General features: G+C 61.4%; 13 protein-coding genes, 1 tRNA gene and 1 other RNA gene. 4 read left to right on the top strand and 11 right to left on the bottom strand.

Going from position 1 to position 18,872, the window contains the following annotated elements; translation table 11 throughout:
• Positions 1-202: 202 nt before the first annotated feature.
• The 4 genes from MSKU9_RS12740 to ssrA all read right to left on the bottom strand — a co-directional run bounded on the left by MSKU9_RS12740 (position 203) and on the right by ssrA (position 3,522).
• Positions 203-595: a VOC family protein gene (locus MSKU9_RS12740; protein WP_141261778.1), complete on the bottom strand. Its 393-nt coding sequence runs from the start codon at positions 593-595 to the stop codon at positions 203-205.
• A 65-nt stretch (positions 596-660) separates the two neighbouring features.
• A complete protein-coding gene (locus MSKU9_RS12735; RefSeq protein ID WP_141261777.1) occupies positions 661-2,313 on the bottom strand; it encodes a fumarate hydratase in 1,653 nt (550 codons plus the stop codon).
• A gap of 103 nt (positions 2,314-2,416) precedes the next feature.
• Complete coding sequence (locus tag MSKU9_RS12730; RefSeq protein ID WP_141261776.1) at positions 2,417-3,004, bottom strand: SspB family protein; 588 nt, start codon at positions 3,002-3,004, stop codon at positions 2,417-2,419.
• Positions 3,005-3,200: 196 nt separating this feature from the next.
• Positions 3,201-3,522, bottom strand: a transfer-messenger RNA (tmRNA) gene (gene ssrA, locus MSKU9_RS12725).
• A 355-nt stretch (positions 3,523-3,877) separates the two neighbouring features.
• Here ssrA and thyX point away from each other — a divergent pair.
• The 3 genes from thyX (at position 3,878) to MSKU9_RS12710 (ending at position 6,614) form a co-directional block, all read left to right on the top strand.
• A complete protein-coding gene (gene thyX, locus MSKU9_RS12720; protein WP_162853819.1) occupies positions 3,878-4,828 on the top strand; it encodes an FAD-dependent thymidylate synthase in 951 nt (316 codons plus the stop codon).
• 416 nt (positions 4,829-5,244) lie between these two features.
• The gene (locus MSKU9_RS12715) at positions 5,245-5,982 is read left to right on the top strand and encodes an MlaA family lipoprotein (protein ID WP_025439676.1); all 738 of its coding nucleotides are present in this window, start codon (positions 5,245-5,247) and stop codon (positions 5,980-5,982) included.
• A gap of 14 nt (positions 5,983-5,996) precedes the next feature.
• Positions 5,997-6,614, top strand: coding sequence for an MlaC/ttg2D family ABC transporter substrate-binding protein (locus tag MSKU9_RS12710; RefSeq protein ID WP_141261775.1), 618 nt, complete (start codon positions 5,997-5,999; stop codon positions 6,612-6,614).
• 1,697 nt (positions 6,615-8,311) lie between these two features.
• On the opposite strand, the gene MSKU9_RS12705 is transcribed toward MSKU9_RS12710, so the two are convergent.
• From MSKU9_RS12705 to MSKU9_RS12695, 3 genes are all read right to left on the bottom strand, one after another.
• Positions 8,312-8,854: a GNAT family N-acetyltransferase gene (locus MSKU9_RS12705; RefSeq protein ID WP_141261774.1), complete on the bottom strand. Its 543-nt coding sequence runs from the start codon at positions 8,852-8,854 to the stop codon at positions 8,312-8,314.
• 63 nt (positions 8,855-8,917) lie between these two features.
• Complete coding sequence (gene ettA / locus MSKU9_RS12700; RefSeq protein WP_141261773.1) at positions 8,918-10,597, bottom strand: energy-dependent translational throttle protein EttA; 1,680 nt, start codon at positions 10,595-10,597, stop codon at positions 8,918-8,920.
• A 100-nt stretch (positions 10,598-10,697) separates the two neighbouring features.
• A tRNA-Ile gene (locus MSKU9_RS12695) sits at positions 10,698-10,771 on the bottom strand.
• A 262-nt stretch (positions 10,772-11,033) separates the two neighbouring features.
• On the opposite strand from MSKU9_RS12695, the gene ppa reads away from it, so the two are divergent.
• Positions 11,034-11,561, top strand: a complete 528-nt coding sequence (ppa, locus tag MSKU9_RS12690) for an inorganic diphosphatase (RefSeq protein ID WP_010508257.1) — start codon at positions 11,034-11,036, stop codon at positions 11,559-11,561.
• A 39-nt stretch (positions 11,562-11,600) separates the two neighbouring features.
• Here ppa and MSKU9_RS12685 read toward each other — a convergent pair whose 3' ends face one another.
• The 4 genes from MSKU9_RS12685 to MSKU9_RS12670 form a co-directional block, all read right to left on the bottom strand.
• Positions 11,601-12,857, bottom strand: a complete 1,257-nt coding sequence (locus MSKU9_RS12685; protein ID WP_141261813.1) for a glycosyltransferase — start codon at positions 12,855-12,857, stop codon at positions 11,601-11,603.
• Between the two features lie 106 nt (positions 12,858-12,963).
• Positions 12,964-14,058 (bottom strand): hypothetical protein, encoded by a 1,095-nt coding sequence (locus tag MSKU9_RS12680; RefSeq protein ID WP_141261772.1) that lies wholly within the window; start codon positions 14,056-14,058, stop codon positions 12,964-12,966.
• Between the two features lie 81 nt (positions 14,059-14,139).
• Positions 14,140-17,091 carry a glycosyltransferase gene (locus tag MSKU9_RS12675; protein ID WP_141261771.1) on the bottom strand — a complete coding sequence of 984 codons (2,952 nt, stop codon included), beginning with the start codon at positions 17,089-17,091 and terminating at the stop codon, positions 14,140-14,142.
• A complete protein-coding gene (locus MSKU9_RS12670) occupies positions 17,078-18,865 on the bottom strand; it encodes a tetratricopeptide repeat protein (protein WP_141261770.1) in 1,788 nt (595 codons plus the stop codon). The genes MSKU9_RS12675 and MSKU9_RS12670 overlap by 14 nt, the downstream gene beginning before the upstream one ends.
• Positions 18,866-18,872 lie beyond the last annotated feature (7 nt).

Genomic DNA, 18,872 nt, shown 5'->3' with positions numbered 1-18,872 from the left:
ATAAATAATGGAAGTTTTTGGGTGCCATTCTTTTTAAATAAAGGCGGCGTTCCCAGAAGCTTCTTGAAAAAGCTTCACCAAAAACCTCTTTCAATTTCAAATCGCTATCCTGATCCGACTTTTCAAACAGCCTCTAATATGCGCTTAACATTCTGCAGGCGGAATGCTGCAACCGGCCACAAGATCAGCTGCCATGCGGTCTTTACCCCTGATAGGACGCGATTTCGATCAGGTTGCCATCGGGATCGTTACAATAGACCGATGTCACAGGCCCCAGCGCCCCCAGACGGGCCACCGGCCCCTCGGTCACCCGGACGCCACATTTTTCAAGATGTTCGATCACATCGACGCTGTTCAGCGCGGTGGTGAAACACAAATCATTCGTGCCGGGCAGCGCGTCTTCCGCCGTGGTCCAGCCCTCGGCCCCATAGGGACGGAGGTTTATTTTCTGGCCACCGAATTTCAGCGCCGTGCGGTTGTTGCGCCCATATTCCTCGCGCTCCATACCCAGCACGCGCTGGAACCACGAGGCCGAGACCTCAAGGTCGCGGACACTCACCACAAGGTGGTCAAGACGATCGACGGTAAAACGCATGGCGCTCTCAAACCTCCGGTTGTCCGGCCCGACAGACAGGCCGGACGCACCGCAGGAAGGTACGTTCAGCCAGTCAGGCCGTCATAAAAATCATTACCCTTGTCGTCGATTACGATAAAGGCCGGAAAATTCTCGACCTCGATCTTCCACACCGCTTCCATGCCCAGTTCGGGATATTCCAGCACCTCGACCTTGCGGATGCAGTCCTGCGCCAGGCGGGCCGCCGGCCCACCAACGGAACCAAGGTAGAAACCGCCATATTCCTTGCATGCATCCCGCACGGCTTTTGACCGGTTGCCCTTGGCCAGCATGACATACGACCCGCCAGCCTTCTGCAGCATGGCCACATAACTGTCCATGCGGCCCGCCGTGGTAGGACCGAAGGAGCCGGTGGGCATGCCTTCGGGCGTCTTGGCGGGACCGGCGTAATAGACGGGATGGTCCTTGAGGTACTGGGGCAGCCCCTCACCCTTTTCCAGCCTTTCGCGGAATTTGGCGTGCGCGATGTCACGGGCGACGACCATCGTGCCGGTCAGGGACAGGCGGGTGCGCACGGGATACTGCGACAGCTTGCGGCGGATTTCATCCATCGGCTGGTTCAGGTCAATCTGCACTGCCTCCCCGTCCAGATCATCATCCGTGGTTTCGGGCAGGAAGCGGGCTGGATCGGTTTCAAGCTGTTCAAGGAAGACGCCATCGGCGGTAATCCGGGCCTTGACCTGACGGTCCGCCGAACACGAAACCCCGATCCCCACCGGCAGTGATGCGCCATGGCGTGGCAGGCGCACGACGCGCACGTCGTGGCAGAAATACTTGCCGCCAAACTGCGCGCCAATGCCCAGGCGCTGGGTCAGCTTGTGGATTTCCTCTTCCATCTCCAGATCGCGGAAGGCGTGGCCATGCGCGCTGCCTTCGGTCGGCAGGCTGTCCAGCCAGCGGGTGGAGGCCAGCTTTACGGTCTCAAGGTTCTGCTCGGCCGACATGCCGCCGATCACTACGGCAAGGTGGTACGGCGGACAGGCGGACGTGCCCAGCGTCCGGATCTTGCCATCCAGCCATTTCAGCAGGTGCTCCTTGCTGGACAGCAGGGCGCGGGTTTCCTGGAACAGGAAGGTCTTGTTCGCCGACCCGCCGCCCTTGGCGATGAACATGAGGTCCATCTGTTCGGCATGGTAGTCACCGGGATTTGCCGAGATATGGAACTGCACGGGCAGGTTGGTGCCGGTATTCACTTCCTCGAACATCGAAACCGGCGCCATCTGCGAATACCGCAGCGACGTGCCGGTATAGGTGTCGTACACCCCGCGGGAGAAGGCTTCCTCCTCGTTCCCGTCCACCCACACACGCTGGCCCTTCTTGCCATACACGATGGCGGTACCGGTATCCTGGCACATGGGCAGCACGCCACCGGCCGCAATGCAGGCGTTCTTGAGCAGGTCCAGCGCCACGAAGCGATCGTTTTCGGATGCTTCCGGGTCCTTCAGGATCTTGGCAAGCTGCGCCAGATGGCCCGGGCGCAGCAGGTGCGCCACGTCGTTGAAGGCGCGGGCCGCAAGGGCGGTCAGGGCTTCGGGCCGGACATGGACCACCGTGCGGCCACCGAGGACCGAGGTGGTTATCCCCTCGATCTCCAGCTTCTTCCACGGTGTATCATCATCATGCAGCGGGAACAGCGGGCCATAGACAAATGGCTTGCGCGTGGGTGCGGATACATTCAACGGACGGTCTCCTGCCTTTTTTCCCCCGGATTGGTTCCAGGTGGCGGCGTTCAGGTTCAGGGCGCGCCCGGCGCATCCGGCGCGCCCGGATGGAAAATGTGGCTCAGCCCGGTCCCCCCGGCCCCTTCTTGCGGAAGGCGGCGAGACTGACAACCTGCGACCCTTCGCCCCTGTCCGTATCCGCGCCGTCCGCTGCCATATCGGCGGCAGAGGTGGCCTGCGTCGTGTCCGCCATCGCGGGCTGCACCGGCACCACGTTGGGTGCTGCGGCAGCCACGGGCGGCTGTTCGGGCACGGTAAAGCGCAGGGCAAGGCGGATATGCGGGTCGGCAAAGGCTGATACGGCCGCCACCGGAATCACCAGCGTGGAAGGAATCCCCCCGAATGACAGCCCGACCGATATGATCTGGTGCGTGCGGTCCACCTTCAGGTCCCAGAACTGGTGCTGAAGGACAATGGTGATTTCGTGCGGATACTGGGCACGCAGGCGGTCGGGCATTTCAACACCCGGCCAGTCGGTCCTGAATGTCAGGTAGAAATGATGATCACCCGGCAGTCCCTGCGCGGCCGCATAGTCGAGCGCGCGCAGCATGACCTGCCGGTAGGCATCCTCGATCCAGGAATCATAGGGCATGAGGCTGTCGGGAATGGCGGTGTCAAAACCGTTTTCCTCGTCGTGATCATCGGACATTATCGGACTTCTCCGTACATCCGCCCGGACGGTTTCCCCGCCGGACCGGATTTTTGCAGACATGCGGGTTCAGGCCACGCCGTGCCACAGCTTCAAGCTGTGCGTCAAACTTCATGGCGTGAAAAGCCACTGAGGTCGGGCATCCCTTCACGAAGCGGATACCGCACCATCAACCTAACATGAACAGCAGACAAGGTGGGAGGGCTTCTGTTGCCCGGTGCCCTCCCGAACCGCGCTTATCGCTTATGCAGCGACAGCGAGCACCTCAGAGTTATCATTGGCACTTGTAATTTAGCCCGATAACGGTGGTACAATGCCGGGCAAAAGGCGGGTCTTTACCATGCGTGTCGAGCCTGTTTCGTCCCCATGTTCCCCATCCAGGGGGAAATTGGTGGAGACGCCGGGTACCGCCCCCGGGTCCACAACACTTATTCCACGCGCCGTTTATCGCCATAGCCAAGGGGCAAGCCCCTCCGGCACTTCCGGATATAGGGATTGGCCGTGCATCTGGCAAGGGGCCGCCGAAGGTGGCTGCGACATATGGAGCGGGATTCCCGCACCCGAAACAGTCATGGATATTTTTTGTCCCATATCCGACGGCGCCCCCGTTTCGGCAGGGTGCCTGAAATCTGCCCCATGCTGGCCCCGTGATGGCGCGGTCGGGCGGCCACAGACCCTGTTTTTCGTGAAAAAAACACTGGCCCCGCACGTCCGTCACCCGCCATGATACCGCCGTAAAGACGGGTCACAGCCATGCGACCGGGACAGGCCAGGCGGGCCATCGTTACGGGTTGGCGTCTTGGATATGACATGCCCCGTATGGTATGGCCCGCGTCCTTTGCTATGATCGACACAGACTGGACGGGGCGACACATGTTTTCCACTGAGCAGAAATCGGCAATCGAGGCAGCCCGCGCCGGATGGGCGCAGACCCGCCGCCTTGTCGTCCCCGCGGTGGAAGACGTGCTGTATTCCCCCATTCCCGTGCTGGAAACCGGCTTTGTCCGCGCCGTGGACTACATGGGCGGCGATAGCGGGATCGTGCAGGGCGCGCGCGTATCCTACGGCAAGGGCACGCGTAGCACGTCCGATGACCGGGGACTGATCCGCTATCTCATGCGCCACCGCCACACCAGCCCGTTCGAGCTTGCGGTGCTGAAGCTGCATGTGCGCGCGCCCATTTTCGTCACCCGGCAGTGGTTCCGCCACCGCACCGCCAGCATCAATGAATACTCGGCCCGCTATTCGGTGCTGGAAAAGGAATTCTATTTCCCCCGCCCCGAGGATATCGCCGCCCAGTCCACCAACAACAAGCAGGGCCGGGCCGATGCGCTACCGCCCGAGCAGGCGCAGCAGGTACTCGATATCCTGCGTGATGACGCATCGCGCTGCTATGACCATTACCTCGACCTGCTCAACGAGGACGAAAACGGCGAAAAGCGCGACCCGGACCGCCCGGCCATCGCACGTGAACTGGCGCGCATGAACCTGCCGGTCAACATCATGACCCAGTTCTACTGGCAGATTAACCTGTGGAACCTGCTGCATTTCCTGCGCCTGCGCGCGGACAGCCACGCGCAGTACGAAATCCGCGCCTATGCCGACGCCATCCTGCAGATCGTGCAGAAATGGGCACCACTGACATACGAGGCCTTTACCGATTACATGCGTGACGCGGTCCTGCTGTCCGGTCCCGCGCTGAAGGTGCTGCGCGCGGCAATGGCTGGCCAGGCCGTTGATCCGGCGCAGGCTGGCATGTCAAAGCGTGAGATCCGGGAACTGGCGGACATGTTTCCCGAAATCGCATCGAAGCTTGCCCGCTGAGGCCTGCCGTATCTTCAACAAATCGTGATACCATGCCACCGTGCCGGTAGCGTGACGTTGAAGATATTGTGGATTTTACGTCACACTCAGCGCGGCAATTCTGCCAAGTCTCCCCTTCACATGGCCGCTTCAGGGCAGGCTTTGTCCCACCTTCCCCATGCAGGGCAGACACAATATGCCTTCATCCCGTGGCAAGCGGATTGCACAACAGCGATCCCATGCTAGAGAGTGACGCAAGAAAGGGGCGTCATTGCCCGGTTCGGGATTCTTGCCAACACATTGGGCCATCCCGCCATGCCAGCATGGTGGGCAAGCGAATACAGAGGGAAGCGGAAACGAGTATGCGCGCAGAGACAGGATCGAATTCTTGGTCGTCCCGCCCGTCCCCGCGTCGCTCGTCGCTTCGCGTCGCGGGAGTGGCACTTGGACTGCTCGGGCTTGCCTCATGCGCGACCCCGCCACCCAAGGACCCGGACGCGCTGGCTGAATACAAGGAAGCCAACGACAAGTACGAAAAACTGAACCGGAAGAATTTCGACCTGACCATGTGGGCCAACAAATATACCCTGCGCCCGGTGGCCAAGGCGTATATCTGGGCCGTGCCGCGCCCGCTGCGCAATTCGATCGGTGGTCTGTACCAGACCATGAACGAACCCGTCGTGTTCTTTAACGACGTGGGTGCGGGCAAGCCACGCCGCGCGGGCGACGCCTTCGTGCGGTGGTGCATCAACATGACGGTCGGCATTGGCGGCCTGATCGATGTGGCCAATTACGCCGGCTACAAGCACCACGACAACGACGCCGGCCTGACGCTGGCGACGTGGGGCGTGCCATCCGGCCCCTACCTGTTCCTGCCGGTGCTGGGTCCGTCCTCGTTCCGTGACGGGGTCGGCTATGGCATCGACGTCGGCCTGTCACCGTGGAACTACGTGCCCCGCGGTTATGGGCTGCTGACCTTCAACTGGGCCTATAACATCATGGGCACCATCAACGGCATGGCCACCAATGTTGATGCGCTGGACCAGGTCATGAAGGATTCGCTTGATCCCTACGCCACCATCCGCAGTGCTTACCAGCAGCAGCGCAAGGCAATGGCGGAAAACATAAAGAACGACCATCGGGCCACCGTGCCCGACTGGTACCACAACAGATAAAAAGGGACACAGCGATGCAGACATCCATCCCCCGTCGCCATGCACTGGCTCTGCTGGCAGCGACCGCCGCCGCCATGCCTGTTGCTTCAGCATGGGCGGTTGATGCCGGCGCGCAGGCCCGTTCCTTCGTCACCATGTTCGGTAACAAGCTGGTTGGCGTGGTCAACAGCGATATCCCGCTGGAAAAGAAGAAGCAGAATATCCTGCCCCTTCTGGAACAGTATGTGGATGTGGACGCCATCGGCCGCTATTGCCTTGGCCGCTACTGGCGGACTGCAACACCGGAGCAGCAGACGCGCTACATCAAGCTGTTCCATCAGGTACTGGTCAACGCCATTACCGACAAGATCGGCGATTATCGCGGCGTGACCTTCGTGGTCGGTTCCAGCGCGCCCGCGGGTGAGGACACGGCGGTTTCCACCGTCATCAACCGCCCCGGCCAGCCAGGTGCGGACACCCAGTGGATCATCAGCACCACCAGCGGCAGCCCGAAGGTCGTGGACGTGGTGGGCGAAGGGGCCAGCCTGCGCCTGACCCAGCGACAGGATTACGGTTCCTTCATCGCACGCAATGGCGGCAATGTGGATGCCCTGCTGCATGCGCTGGACAAGCAGATCGCCAACCACCATTAAATCTTTCGTCCCCGCCACGCGGGGTCAGGCAGCGTTAAAAAAACCAGCACAAGTGCTGGTTTTTTTATGACGAACATCCGTGCTGAATATCTATTTTTCACCAAATACCTGACTGATACACACAAAAAAAGAGAAATTTATGCACTGATCGGACATGCCCTTTGAACCGAAATGATTTGTAATCTAGAGCAATTCCACTGAACTCTGGCTCAGTAGAATTTGCCCTAACTCGTTGTTTATCGTGCATCTTCACCAATTCGAATGTGTCCATTCAAACTGGATCTGCTCTAATTATGAATGTGCTGCATAAAGAAATATTAACAAGAAAATTATTTATAATTATTATATATCCCGCTGATCTTTTAATAATATTCTGAAATTAATACACAACAATAATTGATATTTTCAATTAATTCAGATCATGCGTCATTTATGTATTCGATAACAAATCAACAGATGATACTGTTTCATTAATATGTCAGGCGGGCGCAACCGTATGCTGATCCGATGCGTCACCACAGTATCTGATAATCAGATTTCCGATTTGCTGTCCGGTTATCGTGTATTATCCAGACGGTATATGAAATATTTCCCTATTATTTGAATAGGTTTTTGAGAGCAGACCTTTCTTGCGATGCATGCGCTTGAACTGGCCACAGGAATTCGCGCAAAGAGAAGAACTGGTGATACTGCTTGTTTTCCCTATGCCTTACCAGTTGGGCGGCAGGGTTGGCGTGCCATGATAACGGGCATACTGGTCGTAATTGGATTTACGGTTAAACCGTTCTTCCTTCTCCCGTGGCTGTTGATTGAAATTGGGCGCAAACCCTTTCGTACCGGGCAGTTGACCCTCGTGGTAATGGAGATCCTGTATGCCATTCCCTGCTCGTATTCTCCCCTACTTTTGTATTTCACCAGACCCCGCTACGGTCGAAGTATACAGTGGATTCAATAGGCCATCAGTTTTTATGGGCTATACGTTCATGCCCCGCATGTTTTCCATAATATTTCGTATTTTTATGTAAATAAAATTATATAATAATAATTTGCAAACATATTATTATATAAATATTTAATATAATTTTATTATTATTTTAAAAAATATATTACGGTATATTTACTTATATATTTACATTCACACACAGACGAAATCTGATCGATCGTAATTTAAGGACCATGAATCAAAATCTTCCCCGAAGCCGCGTCTCCTTAAAAAGCTTCAGGGAAAAGGCGCGCACAGCTTCACTGCTATTGGTGTGCATCCTTACCCAGTCTATCCATCAATGAGTATCATCAGGGATGCATGGTATCAATTTTATCGGATCAGCAAGCAGATACGGGTATCTACCAGCCGCAGCACAGGGCAATACAGATGAAACAGCCCTGAGTCAGCAGCCGTTACTTACTGATCTGGGTCATAAGCCTGATGTCACCATTGCGAATACGGACTGGCGTAGTCATACCTCTGTTTCACGCAATTTTAATGGACTGAACCTGTTGTTGCAGGATTCACGTATTGTGCATGAATGGGAGAATTATGCTTAGTATTATAATATTAATAAATATGCATTCTACAAAAAAGATAGAAAAATTAACCAAACACCAAAACATAAATAATTATTATTTTATATGATGTATAAAATCAATTCCAATGGAATCACAATGTCGCATTGACCTGCTGTGGTGGAAACTGTCCGTCAATGCATGCTGTTGCCTGCCGGTGCCCCACGCAGGCTGTGATACAGCAGGATATCCGGCCCACAGCATTCCGGCTGTTCGGTGCACAGGCTCATGCCTGCCCCGCCAAAAACCTGCCGGGCGATAATATCGTTGTCACGTACATAGGAAATGATGCGCCCGACCCCGGCCTCGTGCGCAAAGGCGAGTGCCATACTGGTCGCCTGCCGTGACAGGGCCGTATCACGCGCATGGGGCAGGATGGCGAACTGCAGTTCATGACAATCCGCCGTAGTGCTGGAGGGCTGAACCCCCGCAAGGCCGATAAAGCTGTCCTGCTGGCGCACGGCAAACATCCCCACGCCTTCCCGTCCCCATGTCATGAGGTCGGTCATCATATCCTGTTCACTCAGGACACGGCTGCACACGCCGCTGGCCAGCCGACCGGTGACACCGGCACTGGCCTTGAGCCGGACCACATCTTCCAGATCGGTCCAGGAAACCGGGTCAAGTCGCAGGTGCCCGGTCTGTATGCTGTATCGACATCCCATGACTGCCTCCATCGTGGCAGGTGCGTGAACCTGACCACTATTGAAGGCAGATAATGTTGCCGATGGCAAATGGAATCAGCGTTCGATGGGACGGTACTTGATGCGGCTCGGCTCGGTTGCATCTGGACCAAGACGGCGGCGCTTGTCTTCTTCATACGCCTGGAAGTTGCCCTCGAACCACTCGACGTGGCTGTCCCCTTCAAAGGCGAGGATATGGGTCGCCAGACGGTCAAGGAACCAGCGGTCATGGCTGATGATGACCGCACAGCCCGCGAATTCGGCCAGAGCCTCCTCCAGCGCGCGCAGGGTATCAACGTCAAGGTCGTTGGTCGGCTCATCGAGCAGGATGACATTGCTTTCCTGCCGCAGCATCTTGGCCAGATGGACGCGGTTACGCTCACCCCCCGACAGGACGCCCACCTTCTTCTGCTGGTCCGGCCCCTTGAAGTTGAAAGCCCCGACATAGGCGCGTGACGGCACGGCCCGCTTGCCCAGATAGATGACATCCGTCCCGCCGGAGATTTCTTCCCACACGGTCTTGTCGTCATCAAGGCTGAAGCGCGACTGGTCCACATAACCCAGCTTCACGGTCTCACCGATGGTCAGCGTGCCGCTATCGGGCGTTTCCTGCCCCATGATCATCTTGAACAGGGTGGACTTGCCCGCGCCATTCGGCCCGATCACGCCCACGATGCCGCCCGGTGGCAGCTTGAAGTTCAGGTCATCGATCAGCAGGCGGTTGCCGAAGCCCTTGCGCAGGTCCTCGGCCTCGATCACCGTGCCGCCCAGACGGGGCCCGGGCGGAATGATGATGTCGGCCACACCACCGCCCTTCTCGTTATTCTGGGCCAGCATTTCCTCATAGCGCGCGATACGCGACTTGCTCTTGGCCTGACGGGCCTTGGGCGAGGAGCCGATCCATTCCTGCTCGGCGGCAAGGGCGCGCTGGCGGGCGCTTTCTTCCTTCTCTTCCTGCGCCAGACGCTTGCGCTTCTGTTCCAGCCAGGAGGAGTAGTTGCCCTCGAACGGATAGCCGCGGCCGCGCTCGAGTTCGAGAATCCAGTTGGTGACGTTGTCGAGGAAGTAACGGTCATGGGTAATGACCATCACGGTGCCTTCGTAATCACGCAGCGTCTTTTCCAGCCACGATACGCTTTCCGCATCAAGATGGTTGGTCGGCTCATCCAGCAGCAGCAGGTCGGGCTTTTCCAGCAGCAGGCGGCACAGGGCCACGCGACGGCGTTCACCACCGGACAGCTTGTCAACGGGGCTGTCGGCGGGCGGGCAGCGCAGGGCTTCCAGCGCGATTTCCAGCTTGCGGTCCAGTTCCCAGCCATCGCCCGCGTCGATCACTTCCTGCAGTTCGGCCTGTTCGGCCAGCAGGGTGTTCATTTCGTCATCGGACATGGGTTCGGCGAACTTCATCGAAATCTCGTTGAAGCGGTCCACGGCCTTTTTCAGTTCACCAAAACCCAGGGCCACGTTTTCGCCAACCGTCAGGCTTTCATCCAGCTTGGGTTCCTGCTCCAGATAGCCCACGCGCGCGCCTTCGGCCGCCCATGCCTCGCCGCCGAATTCCTTTTCCACGCCCGCCATGATCTTGAGCAGCGTGGATTTACCGGCACCGTTGACACCCAGCACGCCAATCTTGACGCCGGGCAGGAAGGACAGGGTAATACCCTTGAAGACTTCACGCCCACCCGGATACGCCTTGGTCAGGTCCTTCATCACATAGACATATTGCGTGGCGGCCATGACGGTCGGCTCCTGATAAACTGAAAGAAAAACTGGCAAGTCACCCGCACGGCGTGGACTGGCACGGGGCCATTACCGCTGTGCTGCATGCTAAAAAGCCTGCGCCCGGCAGGACTTGAACCCGCAACCAAGCCGTTATGAGCGGCCCGCTCTAACCAATTGAGCTACGGGCGCGCAGGCAGCCCCTGATCTCGCGCATGTAGAAGGATTTGGCAAGATCCACGTGCCTTTTTCCGCGTAATTTTTTCCATTCCGATGGCGATATCGCCATAAAAAAAACAACTTCATGATCTGGCTCATGGTTGGACATCCTGCCACGGAACATGACTTGCACAGGAAACGGTGGGAGATATACCGTCATCCCCCGTTAATTCATGCCGCAACACCCCGGGGCGGCCCTTAACGCACATACAGGCAGCAGGAGGCCTGAACAGCAATGGACGTATCGAAGATTTCCCCCGGCAAGGACGTACCCAACGACATCAACGTCGTGATCGAGATCCCGCAGGGTTCAGGCGTCAAGTACGAGATCGACAAGGACAGCGGCGCGCTGGTCGTGGACCGCATCCTGTTCACGCCCATGGTCTATCCCGCAGCCTATGGCTTCATTCCCAACACGCTGGCCGCCGATGGCGACCCGACCGATGCGCTGGTGCTGATGCCCGCAGCCGTCGTGCCGGGTGTTGTGGTGCGTGCGCGCCCCATTGGCGTGCTACGCATGGAAGACGAAAGCGGGCAGGATGAAAAGATCATCTGCGTACCGCATGACAAGGTGCATCCCTACTACTCCAAGGTGGAGAAGCTGGAAGACCTGCCCGAGATCGTGCTGAAGGAAATCGAGCATTTCTTCACCCGCTACAAGGATCTGGAAAAGGGCAAGTGGGTCAAGGTCGCAGGCTGGGCCGACAAGAAGGTCGCCGGCGAAGTGATCCTTGAATCCGTCAAGGCCGTAGCTGGCAAGTAAGCCACGCCCTGCTGTCCGCCGGGCCATGCGGCCCGGAGGTCACGCAACGGCATCGGTCAGCGCGGCGTGGGCCATGCCTCCCGCAAGCTGACCGATCAGCCGGTGATAGCGCGCCATGTAGGCGTGCATGTCCAGCATGCGTTCCGCCTGTGTGCGGACATTGGCCCGCAGCCTGTGCGCCAGACGCCTGTCTTCCAGCAGTTCCAGCACGCCTTCGGCAATCCGCCGGGGTTCAAGGAACGGCACCAGCCGCGCCGTCCTGCCATCACGCAGGAATTCCTCGACTGGCGGCGTCCGGCTTCCCACGATGGCGCAGCCACACGCCATTGCTTCACGCAGCGACCATGACGCCACGAACGGATATGTCAGGTAGACATGCGCATCCGATCGCTGCAGCAGGCGGCAGAAATCACCGTAACCGACCTTTCCCGCAAAATGGACGCGCCCCGCATCCAGCGTGGAGCCCAGTTCCGCCAGCATATGCTGCCGCCAGGTCCGGCCATCCGGCGCGCGACCGCCGTAGCTTACGCCATCGCCGCCGACCATGATCACCCGTACGTCGCCGCGTTGGCGCAGGATATGTGGCAGGGCGCGCATGAAGACGTGAAACCCGCGATATGGCTCCAGATCACGGGCAATATAGGTGACCAGCTTTTCATCCGTGCCCACATGGATGTCCCCCAGTGCAAAGGGCTGCGTGGCTGCCTGCGGGTCGGGGGCGCATCGATCCAGATCCACTCCTTCAGGCAGGAGCGTTATGCGCGCGCGCGCCCAGTCGGGATAGGTGTCGCGCTGGAAGCGGGTGGGGGAATGCCCCCAGCCTGAACCGGCAAGGGCCAGCAGGTTCAGCGTATTGCGTGCCCGGACCAGGGGGGCAACGCCAGCGGCGGGGGCGAATTCCGGGTCAAAGCCCACATCCAGGCCGGTAGGGTGGTAGAAGAATTCGTAATATCCCAGCATCGGCACATCGGGATAGACATCGGCCAGTTCCAGCATCTCGCCCCAGCCATGGTGGCCGATGATGATGTCAGGCACGTAACCCAGCCCCCGCAACGTTCGGGCCGCCCGCGCCACCTCGGCCGCGCGCTGCATGGCGCGGGCCAGTTCGGCCACCGGGGCCGGGGCCGCCATCCGCACGGGTGGCGGCAGGCGATAGGATACCCGCCGCACGCCGGGCATATGCCCCTGTCCCGTTTCACTTATGAAAACGATTTCATTCCCGCCCCGCGTCCGCAGGTCACGCAGCAGATGCACGAACTGGGCGGGAAAATTCTGGTGCACGAACAGGTATTTCATCCCCTGTCGCCCCGATTGTTCCTCCGGCACGCCGGCTGTTTCCAGAACCAGACCGTTCGGGCCGGGCATGGTGGAAGGGTACTACGTGCTGGCAGGTCGCAAATGTTCACGACCCCACCATCGTGCGTGACTGTCGCCCCGCCTTGCGGCGCCGGTCGCGCGGCGGGGCGGCGGATGCGGGTGCTGCGGCATGCTTTTCGGGCCTGCGGTGCCACCATGGCACGGACTGGCCAGACTTGTTTTCGGGTGTTTCGGACTGATGCGCCGGCACACGCGCGGGCGGGGTGCGCCTGCCCCGCCGCACGCGGGGGACGGGCGATGGCGCCGGTTCGTCATGTGGAACGGTCGCCTGCAATGCGTCTTCCGCCCCGCCATCGGGACATGAGGATGGCGGCGGAACAGCCTGCCGGGGCAGGATTTCAATCCGGAAGGCTTCCAGTGGCGCATGCGAAGGCGCCATGACCGGCGCGTCCTCCAGCGGGCCAAGACGGGTACCATCGGTAAAGCAGGCTTCGATATGGCATGTAAACCGCCGCGCGGCGTCCCCCTTCAGCCGGGCCCGCAGGCCCAGCAGGGGCAGCGCCATGCCCCGGCTGCCGCAATAGGCCCCACCGTCCACCCATGGCGAAAACCAGTCTTCGCCCAGAATGGCCTGATACTCCATGTCACCTGCGGCAAGGCCGGAAGCGGGCTGGATGGCAAACCCTTCCAGCCACTGCCCGCTGCCACCCTTGCCCAACCACGTCCCGAGCGGGGCGCTGATATCACCCCGGCCCTGAATATGGGCGATCATGCTGCCTGCATCGATTCCCCCGGCGTCCACCGCCGCTGGTGGCGGGGCGGCGACTGCCGCGTCCACTGCCTGTGGGCCGGACAGTCTGACCACCTGCAATCCCGGCAGGGCAGCCCCATCATGCGCCGGATCACGATAGGTGGTGACCAGCACCCCGCCGCCGCCATCAGGCATGCGGACCAGGGCCGCCCCACCCTGCGCCCCCATCCAGCCATCCGCATCGAATGCACTGACCTTTACCCCAGCCATGCCGGGTGGCGCGGTCACGCGCATGCCCGACAGAGGGCTGAACCCGGCACCTGCGGGGGCAGAGGCATGGAAAATGCAATACGTGCCACCTTCCAGCCGCATAAGCTGCGCGCTGGCCTGTATGTCACCTGCCCGCGGGGCAGTTCCTGTGGTCCCCATTACCGGCATCCCGCCACGAAAAGGCACAACACCGCACGCACATGGGCTGGGACAATAACGATCAAGACGGGCCTCTTTCGCTTAAATCAATGGATGGACGCTGGCCGTGGCGGGATGCCCGGCCCGGGCATAAGACAGCAAAAACGTATTCAATTGGTGAACGGGCAGCCCCAGCGGCAGACATGTCCCCCGCCCCGTTGCGCGGATGCGGGCCGCGACGGCACCAAGGTCAAATGCCACGCAGCGCAGTCCTGCACGCCAGAGCTGGGTCAGGGTGAAGCACCATGTCTCGGGACAGATGGAGGGCACGAACCCCACATCTCCCGCCGCCCCACGCAGCAGGGACACCGCTTCCTCCCCCTCATACCGTCCGGTAATGAACACGCGCCCGGTTTCCAGCAGGGCCGCGTCATCGGACGTATGGCCCACCACGATGAATTCCAGCGGCAGGTCCCGCGCCTGCGCGTCCCGTGCAGCCGCAAGCATGATCCCATGCCCCTTGTCCGGTCCGATGCCCCCCGCCACCACGACGCGGCACCGATCATTACGCGGCGGCAGGCCGATTGCGGGCCGGTCCGCGCAGGCTGCAGCGAACTGGTGCAGGGACAGGCCGGGACTGTCATGTTCCAGCGCGGATATTTCATACGGAACATCCGGGACGTAACGCGCCAGCCTGCTGGCCACATCCGCCGACGGCACGATCACGCGCCGCGCCCCGGCAAGTTCACACGCCGTAATGCTGCGCAGGCGGTCCACATCCGTCTCATCCACCAGTGAACCCAGCGCATCGACACAGGCCCGGCACCCCGCCACATCCGGCTCCCCGCAATAACGCCCCGCAGGCCCCACCAGCGTAATACGCGGGCAGATCCCGGCATAATCATGCACATGCCGGTCATATGGCACGTCCAGTCGCGCACACAGGTCACGCACCCGCGCACCATGGCCCAGATGGTGGTGTACCTCGACCAGACGCAGACCAACTGCCCGCAACAGCGCCACCAGCGCGTCCCCCTGTGCCGGCCATGCAAAATGCAGCGCGGGACACGGGCTGGCCTGCCTGCCGTCACGCAGCAAGAACCCATCCGCCGCCGGTTCCAGCACAAGCGGGCTGCAACCCGCCTTCCCCCATTCCCGCACGCGATGGGCGACCACGCGGGCTACGCCCCCCGTCCCGGCATGGGTTACCAGCAGGACCGCACCATTCCCCCCCATCTGGCGCGCGGCACGATGCCACACCAGAAGCGACAGGCGCTGGCGTGCCGCCGCCAGCGGGTCCGCCGCGATATGCGCCTGCACCAGTGCGTCATAACCGGGAAACAGCCGGTTCAGTATCCACAGGTTACGCTGCTGCAGCGCCCTGCGCTGCGCCCCGAACGACACACCGCCCACATGCCCCACGAATACGCCCGCCGCCACCCGGTGCCGCCAGCCCGCCAGCCGGGCGCGCATGGAAAAATCATTTTCCTCCCCATATCCCCGGCCATAGAATTCAGGGCGGAACAGGCCGGTCTGGCGCAGGCAGTCATGACGGACCAGCATGCAGAAACCATGCGCGGTGGGGATTTCCACATCCTGCCCCCCATTGGCGTGCAGGCTGGCCGCCATAATCCGGTGGACCGTCTCCATGTCACAGGGCCAGGGCGCCTCCGGCTCGGGCCATGTCAGGATGGAGGCATCATTGGACAGGGGAGAGACCGTGCCCGTATCAATCCGCATGTAAGCCACGCGCAGCATTTCATCCAGCCAGCCAGGAGCCAGCAGCGTGTCGCTGTTCAGCAGCACGACATCCATGCCATCCGCGTCGGACAGGGCGGTATTGACCGCTGCCGGATACCCCAGATTGGCATCATGCCGACGCAGGCTGATCCGTCCCGCCTCCGCCAGATCATCCAGCGCCAATGCCAGCGCCGGCTCCGGCGTCGCATCGTCCACCACCATGATTTCCGTGACTGTGCCATCAGACCGCCGGGCCAGCGTGTCAAACACGCTGTTCAGGCAGGCCAGCGTACGCACCCGATTGGCATAGACCGGGATCACCACCCGGCAGCGCGCCGCACGCGGGGACATATGGGCGGGGATGCGCACCCGTCGTCGCATGGTAGGAAACACCTGCCGCGCCCGTGGCAGGCACACCGGCAGCGGGGCACCAGTCAGTTGCCGCCCATCAGGCAAGGCGACATGCACCATGCCCTGTGGCGCAAGATCGGCCCACGCCATGCCAAAGCCCCATACCGGCGCGCCTGGACCAGCAATATCGTCCCCCCCTGCCCCCCACTGCCGCGACAGGACAGGGGAACGGCTGCCGTAGGCATCATCGGATACGGACAGCACGGGGGGCTGATCAGGCTGCGCGGGCATGAAGGCCCAGCCTGTCATGCCCTGAGCATCGGGCATGACAGCCCCTGTTACATGCAACAGTTCCGCCCGGTCCGGCCGTGCGCCCAGCAGGGGTATGCCGTCATACTGCACCACGATATCATGGGCCTGCCGCCAGTACCGAGGCAGTGTCACGCACAGCCCGTCATGCCGTCGGGGCGTCCATACCTGCCCATCCAGTATCACATCCGGCGCACAGCCGTCGGGCAGCCCGCCCCAGTGCAGAACGCCATCAGGCTCCAGCGCACACCAGCCACGCAACGTCATACGCTGGCATACCAGTCCCGCCGGAATGCGCAGGGCCGGGTCAAAGCCGTAACAGGTAAAAAAACGCCCCAGGAGACGGGCCGCCTGTGTCCAGGCGCGCGCCACGCAATGGGCCAGCACCTGCAGGCGCAGGCCCGCGCGGAATTCCCCCGTCGCCATGACCGTTTCAACCGCGTTGGCCGCGCCAGTCCCGTCACCGGCACCCAGACGGGCTGCGGCCAACGCGTACAGCACGCCCCTGTCCGTCGGAGCCAGACGGGCCGCACGTTCCATCCACGCCAGCGCCAGCTCATGCTGCCCCTGTTCAGCCAGATGACGCGCATGCCGCATGGCATCCACGACATCCGCACCCGGTCCGGCCGCCACGCCCGCTTCACGTTGGGGCATGTTCATCCGTACGGGTCATATGGTCCAGTTCATCACGTGCGGCACGCACGCCCCCTGCCGCCGCCTGTTCCAGCCAGTACCGGGCACGCACACGGTCCACGGAGCCAGCCAGCCCCCTTGCCAGATACCGACCCAGCATGAGCTGCGACAGGGCATTGCCCCCTTCGGCACCCTGCGTGAACCAGTGCAGCGCCTGTGCCCGGTCCGGCGGCAGGTCATGGCCGCCGCCATACATGGCGCCAAGGGAAAACATGGCATCGGCCCGACCCGATCGTGCCGCACGATGGTACAGCGCCAGCGCGCCCGCATGGTCACGCGGACCACCCCGCCCTTCCAGCCGCAACTGCGCGGCCGCCACGCAGGCCTCGGCCAGTCCATGTTCGGCGGCACGTTCCAGCCAGAGACGGGCGTGGACCGCGTCCGCCGCCACCCCGTCCCCATCCAGCAGCATGCGTCCATACCAGTATTCGGCATTGACCACGCCCGCATGGGCGGCCCGTTCCATCCACGACGCGGCCTGTACCGGATCCGTCACGCCCCCCACCCCGTCATGCAGGCAGACCGCAAGGTTGAAAGCCGCAACCGGATCCCCCGCCTGTGCCGCGGACATGAAATCGGGCAGTGGCAGACCGGTGACGGAATGCATTTCCTGTCCCTGCGCCACCAGTGATGCAGCCAGGTCGGTCATGGCCGCGACATCACCCAGTTCGGCCGCCCGCGCCAGCCAGTGACGGGCCTGATCAGGATCGGCCGCCGCGCCGCGACCGTGCATGTAAAGCAGCGCCAGCATGCGACAGGCCACTGCATGATCCTGTTCCGCCGCCCGGCGGTACCAGATCATGGCTTCATGATCGCCTGGCAGGGCTGCTTCCCCACGCGCATGCAGGTCCCCCAGCAGGGCCGCCGCCTCCCGATCACCTGCAAGGGCGGCACGGCGCAGCCATGTCTCGGCTGTCATGGCGTTGCGCGGCCTGCTGCCCGTATCCTCCAGCAGCAACGCGCCATAACGCGCCTGTGCGGGACGCACGCCCTGTACTGCGGCACGGGCATACCACTGTTCAGCCTGCGTCCGGTCCAGCGACAGACCCCAGCCCCGTTCATGCAGCAGACCCAGCATGTACTGCGCGGTTGGCAATCCGCTATCCGCTGCACGGATCAGGGCCGCCACCGCGTCAGGATCGGTTCCCGGCAACTGGTCCGATGCCGAAAAATGGGTCACCGCCAGCCCAAGGTCCCCCTGTGGGCAACCGGCCCGTGCCGCGCGTTCACACCACATCCGCGCGGCCTGCGGGTCGCGCACGGATTCCGGGCCGGTCGCCAGCAGGTAACCATACAGGGCCTGCGCGTCCGCCAGCCCTGCCTGCGCCGCCTGCCGCGCCCAGCCGGTTGCGGCTTCAGGGTCAGGCCAGCGGTCGATGCCTTCGGGCAACGCCATGGGCAGCAGACCATCAGCCCCCCTGTGATCTCCCCCGTGGCCCGGTGGATCAACCAGCAGCATCAGGGCAAGGGAAAAGCAGGCCTCCACATGCCCCGCGCACGCGGCCCTATGCATCCAGCGCACGCCCTCGAGCGGGCTGCGCGGAACGCCGCTGCCATCAAGGTAGGCACGCGCCACCTGATACTGCGCGACTACCATGCCCCCACGCGCAAGACGCCCCAGAAGGGCGAACCCCTGCGCCGAACGCCCTTCATGTTCCAGCAGGCGGCACGCATGGCGGAAACGGGCGGCGGGCGTGATCCCCCCCAGCAGGCCAGACAGAAATTTGCGCACCAACGCTGTC

Origin of the sequence: Komagataeibacter diospyri (genome assembly GCF_006538165.1) — a bacterium.
Classification (GTDB): domain Bacteria; phylum Pseudomonadota; class Alphaproteobacteria; order Acetobacterales; family Acetobacteraceae; genus Komagataeibacter; species Komagataeibacter diospyri.
This window is presented reverse-complemented; position numbering and strand designations above follow the sequence as displayed.